The sequence below is a fragment of the Actinomadura mexicana genome (assembly GCF_900188105.1).
Classification (GTDB): domain Bacteria; phylum Actinomycetota; class Actinomycetes; order Streptosporangiales; family Streptosporangiaceae; genus Spirillospora; species Spirillospora mexicana.
This window is the reverse complement of sequence record NZ_FZNP01000010.1, coordinates 46391-60614: the sequence shown is the minus strand read 5'-3', so window position 1 is coordinate 60614 and position 14224 is coordinate 46391. Positions and strand designations below refer to the sequence as shown.

13 protein-coding genes are annotated in these 14224 nt (G+C 72.7%); 9 read left to right on the top strand and 4 right to left on the bottom strand.

Annotation, left to right across the window (positions count from 1 at the left end; genetic code table 11):
- The first annotated feature begins 20 nt into the window (after positions 1 to 20).
- From CHC11_RS25085 to CHC11_RS25055, 7 genes are all read left to right on the top strand, one after another.
- Positions 21 to 899, top strand: coding sequence for an FAD binding domain-containing protein (locus tag CHC11_RS25085; RefSeq protein WP_089314275.1), 879 nt, complete (start codon positions 21 to 23; stop codon positions 897 to 899).
- Positions 899 to 1384: a (2Fe-2S)-binding protein gene (locus CHC11_RS25080; protein ID WP_089314504.1), complete on the top strand. Its 486-nt coding sequence runs from the start codon at positions 899 to 901 to the stop codon at positions 1382 to 1384. Before CHC11_RS25085 ends, CHC11_RS25080 begins: the two co-directional genes overlap by 1 nt.
- Positions 1381 to 2748, top strand: a complete 1368-nt coding sequence (locus CHC11_RS25075) for an 8-oxoguanine deaminase (RefSeq protein ID WP_089314274.1) — start codon at positions 1381 to 1383, stop codon at positions 2746 to 2748. Before CHC11_RS25080 ends, CHC11_RS25075 begins: the two co-directional genes overlap by 4 nt.
- Positions 2749 to 5067, top strand: a complete 2319-nt coding sequence (gene pucD, locus CHC11_RS25070; protein ID WP_179278990.1) for a xanthine dehydrogenase subunit D — start codon at positions 2749 to 2751, stop codon at positions 5065 to 5067.
- Positions 5064 to 6362: an allantoinase AllB gene (gene allB / locus CHC11_RS25065; protein WP_089314273.1), complete on the top strand. Its 1299-nt coding sequence runs from the start codon at positions 5064 to 5066 to the stop codon at positions 6360 to 6362. Before pucD ends, allB begins: the two co-directional genes overlap by 4 nt.
- Positions 6359 to 7357, top strand: coding sequence for an allantoicase (gene alc / locus CHC11_RS25060; protein WP_089314272.1), 999 nt, complete (start codon positions 6359 to 6361; stop codon positions 7355 to 7357). The genes allB and alc overlap by 4 nt, the downstream gene beginning before the upstream one ends.
- A gap of 80 nt (positions 7358 to 7437) precedes the next feature.
- Positions 7438 to 8325: a hypothetical protein gene (locus CHC11_RS25055; protein WP_143227318.1), complete on the top strand. Its 888-nt coding sequence runs from the start codon at positions 7438 to 7440 to the stop codon at positions 8323 to 8325.
- A 60-nt stretch (positions 8326 to 8385) separates the two neighbouring features.
- On the opposite strand, the gene CHC11_RS25050 is transcribed toward CHC11_RS25055, so the two are convergent.
- Both CHC11_RS25050 and CHC11_RS25045 read right to left on the bottom strand, forming a co-directional pair.
- Complete coding sequence (locus tag CHC11_RS25050; protein ID WP_089314270.1) at positions 8386 to 8619, bottom strand: DUF397 domain-containing protein; 234 nt, start codon at positions 8617 to 8619, stop codon at positions 8386 to 8388.
- Between the two features lie 103 nt (positions 8620 to 8722).
- On the bottom strand, positions 8723 to 9343 hold the full coding sequence (locus CHC11_RS25045) for a TetR family transcriptional regulator (protein WP_089314269.1): 621 nt from the start codon (positions 9341 to 9343) through the stop codon (positions 8723 to 8725).
- Positions 9344 to 9595: 252 nt separating this feature from the next.
- On the opposite strand from CHC11_RS25045, the gene CHC11_RS25040 reads away from it, so the two are divergent.
- Positions 9596 to 10702, top strand: a complete 1107-nt coding sequence (locus CHC11_RS25040; protein ID WP_089314268.1) for an acyl-CoA dehydrogenase family protein — start codon at positions 9596 to 9598, stop codon at positions 10700 to 10702.
- Positions 10703 to 11875, top strand: a complete 1173-nt coding sequence (locus tag CHC11_RS25035) for an acyl-CoA dehydrogenase family protein (RefSeq protein WP_089314267.1) — start codon at positions 10703 to 10705, stop codon at positions 11873 to 11875. It begins immediately after the preceding gene.
- 42 nt (positions 11876 to 11917) lie between these two features.
- On the opposite strand, the gene gad is transcribed toward CHC11_RS25035, so the two are convergent.
- Together gad and CHC11_RS25025 are read right to left on the bottom strand one after the other, a co-directional pair.
- Positions 11918 to 13345 (bottom strand): glutamate decarboxylase, encoded by a 1428-nt coding sequence (gene gad, locus CHC11_RS25030; RefSeq protein WP_089314266.1) that lies wholly within the window; start codon positions 13343 to 13345, stop codon positions 11918 to 11920.
- Between the two features lie 166 nt (positions 13346 to 13511).
- Entirely contained in the window at positions 13512 to 14183 is a 672-nt protein-coding gene (locus tag CHC11_RS25025) for a TetR family transcriptional regulator (RefSeq protein WP_089314265.1), read from the bottom strand.
- Positions 14184 to 14224 lie beyond the last annotated feature (41 nt).

The following is a 14224-nucleotide window of genomic DNA, read 5'->3' as shown; positions in this document are numbered from 1 at the left end:
CCATGGAGGAATACTGAGATATGGACTTTCTACGACCGGTGACCTGGGAGGACGCGCTCGCCGCCAGGGCCGCGCGGCCGGGCGCCCTGCCCGTCCAGGGCGGCACCGACGTCATGGTCGAGATCAACTTCGACGCGCGGCGGCCCGAGGCGCTGCTCGACCTGACCCGGATCCGCGCCCTCACCGAGTGGGACACGGCGGACGGGCTGCTCCGCGTCGGCGCCGGCGTCCCCTACGCGCGGCTGATCGGCGAGCTGGGCGGGCGGCTGCCCGGCCTCGCCCAGGCGTCCCGCACGGTCGGGTCGCCGCAGATCCGCAACCGCGGCACGGTCGGCGGCAACCTCGGCGCCGCCTCGCCCGCCGGGGACGGCCATCCGCCGCTGCTGGCCGGGGACGCGGTGGTCGAGGCCGAGTCGGCCGAGCGCGGCGTCCGGATGATCCCGGTCGCCGAGTTCTTCACCGGCGTGAAGCGCAACGCGCTCGCGCCGGACGAGCTGATCCGCGCGTTCTGGACGCCGCCCGCGTCCGGCCCGCAGTACTTCTCCAAGATCGGCACCCGGAACGCGATGGTGATCGCGGTCTGCTCGTTCGCGGTCGCGCTGCACCCGGGGGAGCGCCGCGTCGGCACGGGCCTCGGCTCGGCCGCCCCGACCCCGCGCCGCGCGACCGAGGCCGAGGCGTTCATCTCCGGCGAGCTGGACTGGGACGGGCGCCGCCCGCTCGCCGAGCCGGCCGTGCGGCGCTTCGGCGAGCTGGTGCGGGCGGCGGCGTCGCCGATCGACGACGTCCGCGGGACGGGCGAGTACCGCAGGCACGCCCTGGCGGTGCTGGCGCGCCGCACGCTCACCTGGGCCTGGGACGACCACCGCAAGGCGACCGTGGGAAAGGCGGCCTCGTGATGCGCGTGAACCTGACCGTCAACGGGTCCGAGGAGGCCGTGGACGAGGTGTGGGAGGGCGAGAGCCTGCTCTACATGCTCCGCGAGCGGATGGGCCTGCCCGGTTCCAAGAACGCCTGCGAGCAGGGCGAATGCGGCTCGTGCACCGTCTACCTGGACGGTGTGCCGGTGTGCGCCTGCCTGGTCGCGGCGGGGCAGGCGCAGGGCCGCGAGGTCGTCACCGTGGAGGGACTGGCACAGGGGCCGCCGGGCGAGGAGCGGCTCGACCCCGTCCAGGAGGCGTTCGTCGAGGCGGGCGCCGTCCAGTGCGGGTTCTGCACGCCCGGCCTGATCGTCCAGACGCACGACCTGATCGAGCGGAACCCGGCGCCGTCCGACGCGGAGATCCGCGAGGCGCTGGCCGGGAACCTGTGCCGCTGCACCGGCTACGAGAAGATCCTCGACGCGGTGCGCCTCGCGGCCGAGCGCCGGGCGGCCGCCCGATGAGGCGCGTCGTCATCGAGAACGCCCACGTCGCCACCGTGTCCGGGGACGAGTACCCGGGCGGCCACATCGTGGTCGAAGGTGACCGGATCACGTCCGTCGGACCCGGGCCCGCTCCGGAGACAGGCGCGGGCCCGGGCGAGGTCGAACGGATCGACGGCACCGGATGCCTCGCCACCCCCGGTCTGGTCAACTCCCACCACCACCTCTACCAGTGGGCCAGCCAGGGCATGGCCGTCGACGGCACCCTCTTCGAGTGGCTGACGACTCTCTACGAGCCGTGGTCGAAGATGGACGCCGAGGTCGTCGCGGGCGCCGCCGCCGCCGGGCTCGGATGGCTCGCCAAGTCGGGCTGCACGACGTCCACCGACCACCACTACCTGTTCCCCAAGGGGCGCGGCGACCTGTTCGCGGCCGAGATCGAGGCCGCCCGGGAGATCGGCGTCCGGTTCCATCCGTGCCGGGGGTCGATGGACCGGGGCGAGTCGCAGGGCGGGCTCCCCCCGGACGAGGTCGTCGAGGACCTCGACACGATCCTCGCCGAGACCGAGGCCGCGATCGACCGGTACCACGACCCCTCGCCCGGCTCCCTGCTGCGCGTCGCCGTCGCGCCCTGCTCGCCGTTCTCCGTCACGCGGGACCTCCTGGTCGAGTCGGCCCGGCTGGCGCGCGCCAAGGGCGTGCGCCTGCACACCCACCTCGCCGAGACGCTCGACGAGGAGGAGCACACGCGCGAGCAGTTCGGCATGACGCCGGCCGAGTACCTGGACTCGATCGGCTGGCTGGGCCCCGACGTGTGGCTCGCGCACTGCGTCCACCTGCACGACACCGACGTCAAGCGGCTCGCCGAGACCCGCACCGGCACCGCGCACTGCCCGAGTTCCAACGCCCGCCTCGGCGCCGGGATCGCCCGCGTCTCGCACCTGCTGGAGGCGGGCGCGGCGGTCGGCCTCGGCGTGGACGGGGCGGCGTCGGCCGAACTCGTCCCGCTGGCCGGGGAGCTGCGGCAGGCGATCTACATGCAGCGCGCCCGGTACGGGCCGGCCGCGCTGAACGCCCGGCAGGCCCTGGAGATGGCGACGCTCGGCGGCGCCCGCTGCCTCGGCCGCGAGGACGAGATCGGCTCGCTCTCCCCGGGCCGGCTCGCCGACATCGCGCTGTGGCGTGTCGACGGCTTCCGCGCGGCCATCGACGACCCGGTGATCGCGCTGGCCTTCGGGCCGACGCCGCCGCTGGAGCGCCTGCTCGTCGGCGGGCGCACCGTCGTGGACGGCGACACGCTCGTCACCGTCCCGCAGGACGAGGCCGGGCGGCGCGGCGCCGACGCCCACCGCCGCCTGATGCGCCTCGCCGAGGAGGTGCTCTGAATGACGTCCCCGACCAGGAGCCCGGCCCACACGGCCACCCCGGGGATCGGCGGGGTCGGCGAGAGCCCCGTGCGCCCGGACGGCACGCTCAAGGTCACCGGCGAGTTCGCCTACGCCTCCGACCTGTGGCTGGAGGGGATGCTGTGGGGCGCGACGCTCCGCAGCCCGCACCCCCGGGCGCGGATCCGGTCGCTCGACGTCGGGGCCGCCCTCGCGCTGCCCGGCGTCCGCGCCGTCCTCACCCACGAGGACGTGCCCGGCCGCAAGGTGTTCGGCATCGACCACACCGACGACCAGCCCGTCCTCGCCGTCGACCAGGTCCGGCACCAGGGCGAGCCGGTCGCGCTCGTCGCCGCCGACCACCCCGAGACGGCGCGGCGCGCGCTGGACCGGATCGCCGTCGAGTACGCGGTGCTGGAACCGGTCACCGACCCGCGCGCGGTGATCGCCGACCCGGAGGGCCTGAAGGTCCAGGACCGCGGCGGCATCACCCGGCACCAGCCGGTCCGGGTCGGGGACGTGGACGCCGCCAGGGCCGCGGCGGACGTCGTGGTGTCCGGCGAGTACGAGGTCGGCATCCAGGACCAGGCGTTCCTCGGGCCGGAGGCGGGCCTGGCGATCCCGGCCGAGGACGGCGGCGTCGACCTGCACGTCTCCACGCAGTGGATCCACAACGACCTCAAGCAGATCGCGCCCTGCCTCGCGCTGCGCGAGGACCAGGTCCACATGACCCTCGCCGGCGTCGGCGGCGCCTTCGGCGGCCGCGAGGACCTGTCGATGCAGATCCACGCGGCGATGCTGGCGCTGCACACCGGCCGGCCCGTGAAGATGTCCTACAACCGGTACGAGTCGTTCTTCGGGCACGTCCACCGGCATCCCGCGCAGATGCGGTACGAGTACGGCGCCACGCGGGACGGACGGCTCCTCTACGCCGAGGTCGAGATCGTCCTGGACGGCGGCGCGTACACCTCGTCCACCATGAACGTCGTCGGGAACGCCGCCTCGCTGGGCGTCGGCCCCTACGAGATCCCCAACATCCGGATCGACGGGTACGGCGTCTACACCAACAACCCGCCGTGCGGCGCGATGCGCGGGTTCGGCGCCGTCCAGGCGTGCTTCGCCTACGAGTCGATGATGGACAGGCTCGGGGCCGCCTGCGGCCTCGGCCCGGTCGAGATCCGCCGCCGCAACGCCGTCTCGCAGGGGTCCCGGCTCGCGACCGGGCAGGTCATCGAGTCGCCCGCCCCGCTCGCGGAGATGCTGACCCGGCTGGAGGCCGTGCCGATGCCTCCCGAGCCGGACCGCCGCGACCTGCGCGACCTGCGCGACCTGCCGGGCGGCGTCTCCCAGACGACCCACGGGGAGGGCGTCGTGCGGGGCGTCGGCTACGGCGTCGGGATCAAGAACATCTGCTTCTCCGAGGGGTTCGACGACCTGTCCACGGCCCGCGTCCGGCTGGAGGTCATCGGCGGGGAGGCCACCGCCCTCGTGCACACCGCCGCCGCCGAGGTCGGGCAGGGCCTCGTCACGGTCAAGGCGCAGATCGCCCGGACCGAGCTCGGCGTCCAAAAGGTCACGATCGCCCCGGCCGACGACCGGGTCGGCGACGCCGGGTCCTCCAGCGCGTCCCGCCAGTCGTACATGACGGGCGGGGCGGTCAAGGCGGCCTGCGAGGCGGTCCGCGCCGAACTCCTCGCGCGCGCCGCCCGCCGCTTCGGCCGCACCGACCTGGCGGTCGCCGGCGGGAAGATCGTTTCGCTGACCGGGGACGCGCTCGGCACGATCGAGGACGTCCTCGGCGAGACCGCGATCGAGGAGACCCGCGAGTACCACCACCGGCCCACGACCCCCCTGGACCCGGTCACCGGCCAGGGCCGCAGCCACACCCAGCTCGCGCTCTGCGTGCACCGCGCCGTCGTCGACGTGGACGTGGACCTCGGCCTGGTCAAGGTCGTCGAGCTCGCCGCCGTCCAGGACGTCGGCAGGATCCTCAACCGGACGGCGCTGGAGGGGCAGATCCACGGCGGCACCGCGCAGGGGCTCGGCCTGGCGCTGATGGAGGAGATCGTCGTGACCGGCGGCCTGGTCCGCAACCCCTCCTTCACCGACTACCTGATCCCCACCATCCTCGACATGCCGCCGATGCGGCTGGACATCCTGGAGAACCCCGACCCGGAGGCGCCCTACGGGCTGCGCGGCGCGGGGGAGCCGCCCACGCTGTCGTCCACGCCCGCCGTCGTCGCCGCGATCCGGGACGCGACGGGCAGGGCACTGACCCGGGTCCCCGTCCGCCCGGAGCACATCGTGGCCGGTCCATGACCCAGGACGAGGTCGTGATCCGTTCCCGCCGGACCGTCCTGCCCGAGGGGGAGCGACCGGCGGCCGTCTCGGTCCGCGCCGGCCGCATCACCGCGGTCTCGCCCTACGACACCGCCGCCTCGGTGGACCTGGGCGACGTCGCGCTGCTCCCCGGCCTCGTCGACACCCACGTCCACATCAACGAGCCGGGGCGCACCGAATGGGAGGGCTTCGCCACCGCCACCCGCGCCGCGGCGGCGGGCGGCGTCACCACGCTCATCGACATGCCGCTCAACTCGCGGCCCCCGACCGTCGACCCGGCCGCGCTCGCCGCCAAACGCGCCGCCGCCGAAGGCGCCTGCGCCGTGGACGTCGGCTTCTGGGGCGGCGCGGTCCCCGGCAACGCGCCCTCGCTCCGCCCGCTGCACGACCTCGGCGTCTTCGGGTTCAAGTGCTTCACCTCCGACTCGGGCGTCCCGGAGTTCCCGCCCCTCGAACCCGCCGGGATGAGAGCGGCGTTCCGCGAGATCGCCTCCTTCGGCGGCCTGGTCGTCGTGCACGCCGAGGACCCGGCCTCGCTGTCCCCGCCGTCCGGCGGCGACTACGCCGCGTTCCTCGCCTCGCGCCCGCCGTCCGCCGAGCGCCGGGCCGTCGAACAGGTCGTCCGGCTGGCCGAGGAGACAGGCGCGCGCGCCCACATCCTGCACCTCTCGGCGGCCGACTGCCTGGACGTCCTCGCCGAGGCGCAGGCGGACGGCCTGCCGGTGACCGCCGAGACCTGCCCGCACTACCTGACCCTCTGCGACGGCGACGCCGGGACCGCCGCGTTCAAGTGCTGCCCGCCCATCCGCGACGCCGCCAACCGCGACCGGCTCTGGCAGGGGCTCGCCTCCGGCGTGATCTCCTGCGTCGTCACCGACCACTCGCCCTGCACGCCCGACCTGAAACGCGGCGACTTCGCCACCGCCTGGGGCGGCATCTCGTCCCTGCAACTCGGGCTGCCCGCCGTCTGGACGGCCGCCCGCGCCCGCGGCCACGACCTGGCCTCCGTCGTCCGCTGGATGTCCGAGGCCCCCGCCGCGCTCGCCGCCGTCCCCCGCAAGGGCGGCATCGCCCCCGGCAACGACGCCGACCTGGTCGCCTTCGCCCCCGACGAGCCCTTCACCGTCGACCCCGCGTCCCTCCACCACCGCCACCCCGTCACCCCCTACGAGGGCAGAACGCTGACGGGCGTCGTCCAGGCCACCTGGCTGCGCGGCGCGCGCGTCGGCGGCGCCCCGGCCGGCCGCCTGCTCACCCGCCCGGAGGCACGATGACCGACTTCACCTCCCTGCCGGACCTGGCCGTCCGCACGCTCGGCGGGTCGGTCATCGCCGCCAGCGACGAGTCCTTCGCCGAGAAGGAGAACCTGCTCAACCCGTGGAAGCCGGCCTTCCGGCCGGAGACCTTCGGCCCGAAGGGCCAGCTGTACGACGGCTGGGAGACCGCCCGCCGCCGCACCCCCGGCCACGACTGGGCCCTGATCCGCCTGGGCCTCCCGGGCCAGATCCACGGCATCGTCATCGACACCGCCTGGTTCAGGGGCAACTACCCCCCGCACGCCTCGGTGGAGGCGTGCTTCGCCGGGAACCACCCCACCGCCAACGAACTCGAAGCCGCCCACTGGGTGGAGGTCGTCCCGACGGCGCCCCTCGGTGGCGACGCCGCGCACACCTTCGCCGCCACCGACACGACCAGCGTCTTCACCCACGTCCGCCTCAACATGTTCCCGGACGGCGGCATCGCGCGCCTCCGAGTCCACGGCCGCGTCGTCCCCGACCCCGCGTACCTGACGGGCCTGACCGTGGACCTGGCCGCCCTGGAGAACGGCGCGCGCGTCCTCGACTGCTCCGACCGCTTCTACTCGTCCCCCGACAACATGCTGTTCCCCGGCCAGGCCCGAACCCAGGCCGAAGGCTGGGAGACCGCCCGCCGCCGCGACGACGGCAACGACTGGGCCGAGATCGCCCTCGCCGCGCCCGGCACGATCGAGCTGGCCGAACTCGACACCACCAACCTCAAGTTCAACGCCCCCGCCGAAGCCCGACTGACGGCCACCACGGTCGACGGGGGACACGCCGTCATCCTCCCGCGCACCCGCCTGCGACCCGACACCCGCCACCGCTTCCGCCTGAAGACCCCGGAGGTCGCGAAGGTCCGCCTGGACATCTACCCCGACGGCGGCCTGGCCCGCCTCCGCCTCTGGGGCCCCCTGACCCCCAAAGCCGAAAAAGACCTGACAACCAACTGGAACACCCACACCCGCAAATAATGGACTGTGATACACGTCACACCCGTAAGTCATTGGATAGTCACGGTATCTAACAGTGGCGGTCAAGTAACTTGCCGTGCATGGTCACCGTCAAACACGAAGGCCCCATCCAGATAATCCGGGACAACCCGGAAGTCGTCGCCCAATTACTGAAAAGCGCCTTCGGCGTCGAGGTATCGGACGCGGCCACCATCAGGTCCACAAGCGAGACCTGTACCCAGCTGGCCCCCACCGCCTACGTCGCCGACAACGTGGTGGAGATATGCGAAGGAGGGTCCACCGAGCCCACGATCGGTGTCGTCGCCGAGACCCAGCTCGCCAAGGACCCCGACAAGCACGGCAGCTGGCCGGTCTACCTGGCTACGCTGCACGCCAAGCTCATGTGCCCGTGCTACCTCCTGGTCATCTGCCCCAGCCGGCCAGTGGCGGAATGGGCCCGCCAGGCGATCCAGATCGGCCATCCGGGATTCAATCTTGCCCCCTACGTCATCGGCCCCGGCATGGAGCCTCTCGTCACGACCCCCGACCAGGCCGCGCAGATGCCCGAGATGACCGTCCTGGCTGCATTGGCCAACATCATCCCGACCGACGAGGAGTCCCTGAAGATCACCCATGCCGCGCTCGCCACCATCTCGAACGAGAACCAGAAAATCGGCGATCTGTACACTGGCCTGGTGGTGGACGTGCTCTCGAAAACCGCCCTGAAGATCCTGGAGGGGTACGTGGACACCGGAATCGCCGGATACAAGTACAAGAGCAACACGTTCCGCCGCCTGCACGCTGAAGGCAAAGCCGAAGGTGAGGTCAGGGGCGAGGCGGAGTCGGTGCTGAAGGTCCTCGATGCGCGGGGGCTGTCGGTGCCGGACGAGGTGCGGGAGCAGATACTGGCCTGCACCGACCGGGGGCAGCTGGATCGGTGGCTGGTCCGCGCCGCCACGGCCGAGCACGCCGATCATCTGTTCGGCTGAGCCGACTGTGCCTGCGTCAGTGGGAACGCCCCCGGTGGTGACCGGGGGCGTTCTTGTCGTTCACGGGGCCTCGGTGGGGTCTTCCAGGAGGTCGTCGAACTCGCCGTCCTTGACGCCGGCGATGAAGGCGTCCCACTCGGCCTCGGTGAAGTAGAGGATCGGGCCCTCGGGGTTCTTCGCGTCGCGCATGACGACGGCCCGCTCACCGAAGTCCTTGTGCTGGACGGGGACGTCCTTGCCATCGATGAACTCGATGATGACCCCGTCACTGAGGATCGGTTCCTGTCCGGTCACTGGCACCCCTTCTTCGTCCTGGCTCCTGTCGGGTCCAAGGTTAATGGGGAAGGCATGGGCGACATGGGGAAAAGCGGTGACTCTCCGTTCGCTCCCGTGTCGCTCAGTCGATGAGGAGGCGGGAGGCCGTGATCTCCAGGCGGGCCTGGATCTCCTCGGCGGTGGCGTTGCCGCGCAGCATCTCGATCATCTCCATGGTCCAGATGCCGGACAGGGCGCGGGCGACGAGGCGGCGGGGGTCCTCGGCGGGGATGTCCTCCGGTGGGCCGGACGCGGCGCGCAGGAGCAGTTCGCTCATGCGGTCGCCGAAGTCGGTCTTGACGTCGGACAGGAGGAGGGAGCGGATCAGCGCCTCGGCCAGCTCCGGCTCGCGCATCAGGCCGCGGGTGGCGCGCATCAGCACTTCGACGGCGCGCTCCGGGGCGCCGCCGGCGCGGGGCGGGCGGCGCTCGATGCTGCCTTCGAGGAGGTCGAGCTCCTCGCTGACGACGGCGACGACGAGGTCCATCTTGGACGGGAAGTAGCGGTAGAGGGTGCCGAGGGCGACGCCCGCGCGCTCGGACACGGTGCGCATCTGCATGGCCTCGATCCCGCCGCGCGATGCGAGTGCCGCGGCCGCCTGGACGATACGCTTGCGCCGCTGGTGCTGGCTGCGGGAGCGCACGCCCTGGCCGCCCGGCTGACCCCGGGTCTCGTCCCCGGTCACTGTCGGCTCTGCGGTCACGGTCGCCTTCCCTTCTGTGCGGGCCCGGTCGCCCGGCGCGTCCCCCCCAGCGTACCGCTCTCGCGAGAACCTGTTATCTGATCAGTTCTTCGCTCTCTCGTGCCCGGCTGCCCCTACCCGCCCGGTTTCCCGTGACACCCAGGCGAACCGCGCCGTGAACAAGGGAGATCAGCCCTCTGGACACTTAGTAGAATCTGTTCTACTTTTTCGGAGCGCAGTGGCCGCCTGCACCTGCTGGAAGGGAGCGGATGAGTGGACTTCAACCTCGACGAGACCCAGCAAGACATCAAGGGGCTCGCGGCGGACGTGCTCGCGCGGGAGGCGGCGCAGGAGCGGCTGGAGGCGTTCGAGAAGGGCGAGGCGCCCTATGACGACGTGACGTGGAAGGCGCTCGCGCAGGCCGGCCTGCTCGGCGTCGTCCTGCCCGAGGACGCCGGCGGGGCCGGCCTCGGGCCGGTCGAGCTGGCGGTGATCCTCCGAGAGGTCGGCGCCCGCACCGCGCCCGTCCCGGTGTACGCCTCGCTCGCGCTGGCGGCCGTCCCGATCGGGGCGCACGGGACGCCGGAGCAGCGCGCCCTGCTCGCCCCGCTCACCGAGGGCGCGACGGTCCTGACGGGCGCGTACCGCGAGGTCGGCCCGGCCGGCGAGGTCGCCGCGACGGCCCGGGCGGACGGCGACGGCTACGTGCTGGACGGCGTGAAGACGTTCGTCCCGTACGCGCGGGAGGCGTCCCTGATCCTGGTCCCGGCCCGCGTCGGGGGCGGCGGCGTCGGGGTGTTCCTCGTGGAGCCCGCCGCCGTGATGATCACCGAGCAGCCGTCGGCGACGACCGAGCCGCTGTCGCGGGTCGCCCTGGACGGCGTCCGGGTCGGCGCGGACGCCCTGCTCGGCGGGACGGCGGACGGCGCAGCCTGGGACACCCTGCGCCGCTCGGCCGTCGCGGGCGCGGTCGCCGTCGCCTCCGGCGTGATCGAGGGCGCGCTGGAGCTGACCAAGGAGTACACGAAGGCGCGCGAGCAGTTCGGCCGGGCGCTCGCGCAGTTCCAGGCGGTCACGATGCAGATAGGCGACGTCTACATCGCCAAGCGCGTGCTGGACGTGGCCGTGTGGGCGGGCGTGTGGCGCCTCGCGCAGGGCGCGGACGACGCCGAGGAGGTCCTCACCATCGCCGCCTACAACGCGTGCGACCCGGTGGTGAAGGCGCTCTACACCTGCCAGCACCTGCACGGCGGCATCGGCCTGGACATCACCTACCCGCTGCACCGCTACTTCGCCTGGGGCAGGCACTGCGGGCATCTGCTCGGCGGCGGCGAGGACCGTCTCGACGCGCTCGGCGCCCTCATCGCCCAGGAGGCCTGAATGTTCATCGACCTGACCGACGAGCAGAAGCGGCTGCGCGCCGAGTTGCGCGAGTACTTCGAGAACTGCCTGACCGCGGAGCAGCGCGCCGCCATCCGCGCCGACCCGTTCGGCCCGGCCTACCTGGAGCACTGCCGGCGCCTCGGCCGCGACGGGATGCTCGGCGTCGCGCTCCCGAAGGAGTACGGCGGCCGCGGCTACGGCCCGGTCGAGCAGACGATCTTCGCCACCGAGATCGCCCGCGCCGAGGTCACCTACCCGCTGATCACGCTGAACTCCGTGGCGCCGACGATCCTGCAGTACGGGTCGCAGGAGCACAAGGAGCATTTCATCCCGCGCATCCTCGCCGGCGAGTGCCACTTCGCGATCGGCTACAGCGAGCCGGGCGCCGGCACCGACCTCGCGGCGCTGCGCACCACCGCCGTCCGGGACGGCGACCACTACGTCGTCAACGGCCAGAAGATCTTCACCTCCGGCGCGCACCACGCCGACTACGTGTGGCTCGCGGCCCGCACGGACCCGGAGGCCAAGAAGCACAAGGGCATCTCGATGCTCATCGTGGACTGCGCGGACCCGGGCTTCTCCTGGACGCCGATCATCACGATGGACGGCGCGCACCACACGAACTCCACGTACTTCCAGGACGTCCGCGTCCCGGCCGACATGCTGATCGGCGAGGAGAACAAGGGCTGGGACCTCATCGTCAACCAGCTCAACCACGAGCGGGTCACGCTCGGCCCGGCCGGGAACATCGGGCACACCCACGTCCGGTTCGCGCGCTGGGCCCGCACGACCCGGGGACCGGGCGGCCGCCCGCTCATCGAGGAGCCCGCCGTGCGCCGCGCGGTCGCGCAGGTCTACGCCTACCTGCGCGCCAACGAGTTCCTCAACTGGCAGGTCGCGGCGAACCAGGACCTCGGCTGGCTCGGCGCGGCCGACGCGTCCGCCACCAAGATCTACGCTTCGGAGCGGATGCAGGAGGTCGGCCGGATCGTCGGGGACGCCCTGGCCAGGTACGGCGACCCGGGCGACCCGGAGACGGCGGGGTTCATGGAGTCCCTGGACCGGCTCGCCAAGGGCGCGCTCGTGCTGACCTTCGGCGGCGGCGTCAACGAGATCCAGCGCGAGCTGATCGCCATGATCGGCCTCGGGCTGCCCCGGGCGCCGCGCTGACGCCGCGTCGACGCCGCCCTGAGCGTCGGGCCGGTCCCGCCGTCAGACCTGCCGCGCCCGCACCTTCTTCGGTTCGGCGCCGTGGGCGAAGCCGCCGTCCTCCCGCGGGTCGCGGGGGGCGTGCTCGTGGGAGCGCAGCCGGGACGTGACGCGGTGGAGGCCGTCCATGAACAGGTCGGCGAGGTCGTGCCCCAGCCCGTTGCGCACCACGACGCGCAGGACGTCGAGGTCGGTGCGGTTCTCGGGGAAGCTGTAGGCGGGCACGAGCCAGCCGAGCTCGCGCAGTCCGGCGGAGACGTCGTAGACGGTGAAGCCGGCGGCGTCCCCGCGGACCCGGAACACGAACACCGGGAGCTCGTCGCCGCCGGTGAGCAGCTCGTACGGACCGAGCCGGCCGATCTCGGCGGCGAGCCGGGTGGCGACGTCCCGGCACCCCTGCTGGACGCGGCGGTACCCGTCGAAGCCGAGCCGCAGGAAGTTGTAGTACTGGGCGACGACCTGCGCCCCGGGCCGGGAGAAGTTCAGCGCGAACGTCGGCATGTCCCCGCCGAGGTAGTTGACGTGGAAGACGAGGTCGTCCGGCAGCGCGTCCTCGTCCCGCCACAGCGCCCAGCCCACGCCCGGCATGACCAGCCCGTACTTGTGGCCGGAGGTGTTGATGGAGGCGACCCGGGGCAGCCGGAAGTCCCAGAGCAGGTCCGGGTCGAGGAACGGGGCGATCATCGCGCCGGACGCGCCGTCCACGTGGATCGGGACGTCGAGCCCGGTGCGCGCCTGGAGGTCGTCGAGCGCCGCCGCGATGTCGGCCACGGGCTCGTAGCTCCCGTCGAACGTGGAGCCGAGGACGGCGACGACGCCGATGGTGTTCTCGTCGCACAGCTCCACGGCCTCCCGCGCGCCGAGGTGGTGGCGGTCGCCCTCCATCGGCACGTAGCGGGGCTCGACCTCGAAGTAGTTCGCGAACTTCTCCCAGCAGATCTGCACGTTGACGCCCATGACGAGGTTGGGGCGGTCCGCCGGTTCGCCCGCGGTCCGCCGCCGTTCCCGCCAGCGGCGCTTGAGCGCGAGGCCGCCGAGCATCGAGGCCTCGCTCGAACCGGTGGTGGAGCAGCCCACCGCGCGGCGCGGGTCCTCCGCGTTCCACAACCGGGCGAGCATGTGCACGCAGCGCAGCTCCAGCTCGGCCGTGCGCGGGTACTCGTCCTTGTCGATCATGTTCTTGTCGGCGCACTCGGCCATCAGCAGCCGCGCCTCCGGCTCGGCCCACGTGGACACGAACGTCGCCAGGTTCAGCCGCGCGTTGCCGTCGAGCATCAGCTCGTCGTGGACCAGCTGGTAGGCGGTGGAGGGTTCCATCTCTCCGGCGGGCAGCCGGTACCGCGGGACCGTCAGCGGCTCCCGGGTGAAGATCGGGTTGACCTCCAGGTCGCGGTCGCCGCGCCCGGCGCGGGGCGGGTGCTTCGGAGCCATGTCGCCCTCCTGGTCCGTGCGGGGACGGGGCGTCCCCCGTACCGCACGGACAAGTACCCGCGACGCCGCCCGCGCACACACCGCGTGAGCGTGTCGTCGCAGGTCAGTCGCCCGGTGGGGCGGGTCAGTCGCCCGGTGGGGCGGGTCAGGCGTGCGGTGGGGCGGGTCAGGCGTGCGGTGGGGCGGGCTCGTTCAGGCCGTTCTCCAGGATGGCGAAGGCCTGGTCGACGGTCTCCGACAGCATGGTGAACGACCCGCCGAGGCGGCGGGTGGCGTCGGCGGCGGCCTGGAACGCGCAGGTGGTGGCGGCGGCGACGACGTGGGGGCGCAGCTCCGTGGCGGGGTCGAGGCCCATCCGCTCGGCGATGACCTCGGTGAGCAGCGCCTGCTTCTTCTGCGCGTGCTCCAGGCTGCCCGCCATGAGCGTCTGGCTGTCGCTCATCATCGTGAGCACGCACTCGAAGCGGCCGGAGTCGAATCCGAGCTCGCCGGCCTCGCAGGCGCGGGCGATCTCCACCACGGTGTGCCGCAGCGCGGTCATGATCGGCTCGTCCGGGGGGCGTTCGGCGAGCTTGCCCAGCACGGCGCGGGTCTGCTCCTCCTGGAAGGTGAGGGCGACGTCCTCCTTCGAGGCGAAGTAGCGGAAGAACGTGCGGGACGAGACGTCCACGGCGTCGGCGATCTCCTCGACGGTGGTGGCGTCGAACCCCTTCTCGGCGAAGAGGGTGAACGCCGCGTCGACGAGCGCCTCCCGGGTGCGCTGCTTCTTGCGTTCGCGCCTGCCCGGGGGCTGGGAACCGGGGCCGGGCGTACCGGTCTCGGGGGCGGTCGCGGTCATGCGCGCATTGTAATCGCCCGGCGATCGTCCGTCGAGCACTG

Coding starts and splice junctions, on each gene's coding strand:
- CHC11_RS25085 (WP_089314275.1), top strand. CDS start 21: ATGGACTTTCTACGACCGGTGACCTGGGAGGACGCGCTCGCCGCCAGG.
- CHC11_RS25055 (WP_143227318.1), top strand. CDS start 7,438: ATGGTCACCGTCAAACACGAAGGCCCCATCCAGATAATCCGGGACAAC.
- CHC11_RS25035 (WP_089314267.1), top strand. CDS start 10,703: ATGTTCATCGACCTGACCGACGAGCAGAAGCGGCTGCGCGCCGAGTTG.
- pucD (WP_179278990.1), top strand. CDS start 2,749: ATGACGTCCCCGACCAGGAGCCCGGCCCACACGGCCACCCCGGGGATC.
- CHC11_RS25075 (WP_089314274.1), top strand. CDS start 1,381: ATGAGGCGCGTCGTCATCGAGAACGCCCACGTCGCCACCGTGTCCGGG.
- gad (WP_089314266.1), bottom strand. CDS start 13,345: ATGGCTCCGAAGCACCCGCCCCGCGCCGGGCGCGGCGACCGCGACCTG.
- allB (WP_089314273.1), top strand. CDS start 5,064: ATGACCCAGGACGAGGTCGTGATCCGTTCCCGCCGGACCGTCCTGCCC.
- CHC11_RS25080 (WP_089314504.1), top strand. CDS start 899: ATGCGCGTGAACCTGACCGTCAACGGGTCCGAGGAGGCCGTGGACGAG.
- alc (WP_089314272.1), top strand. CDS start 6,359: ATGACCGACTTCACCTCCCTGCCGGACCTGGCCGTCCGCACGCTCGGC.
- CHC11_RS25025 (WP_089314265.1), bottom strand. CDS start 14,183: ATGACCGCGACCGCCCCCGAGACCGGTACGCCCGGCCCCGGTTCCCAG.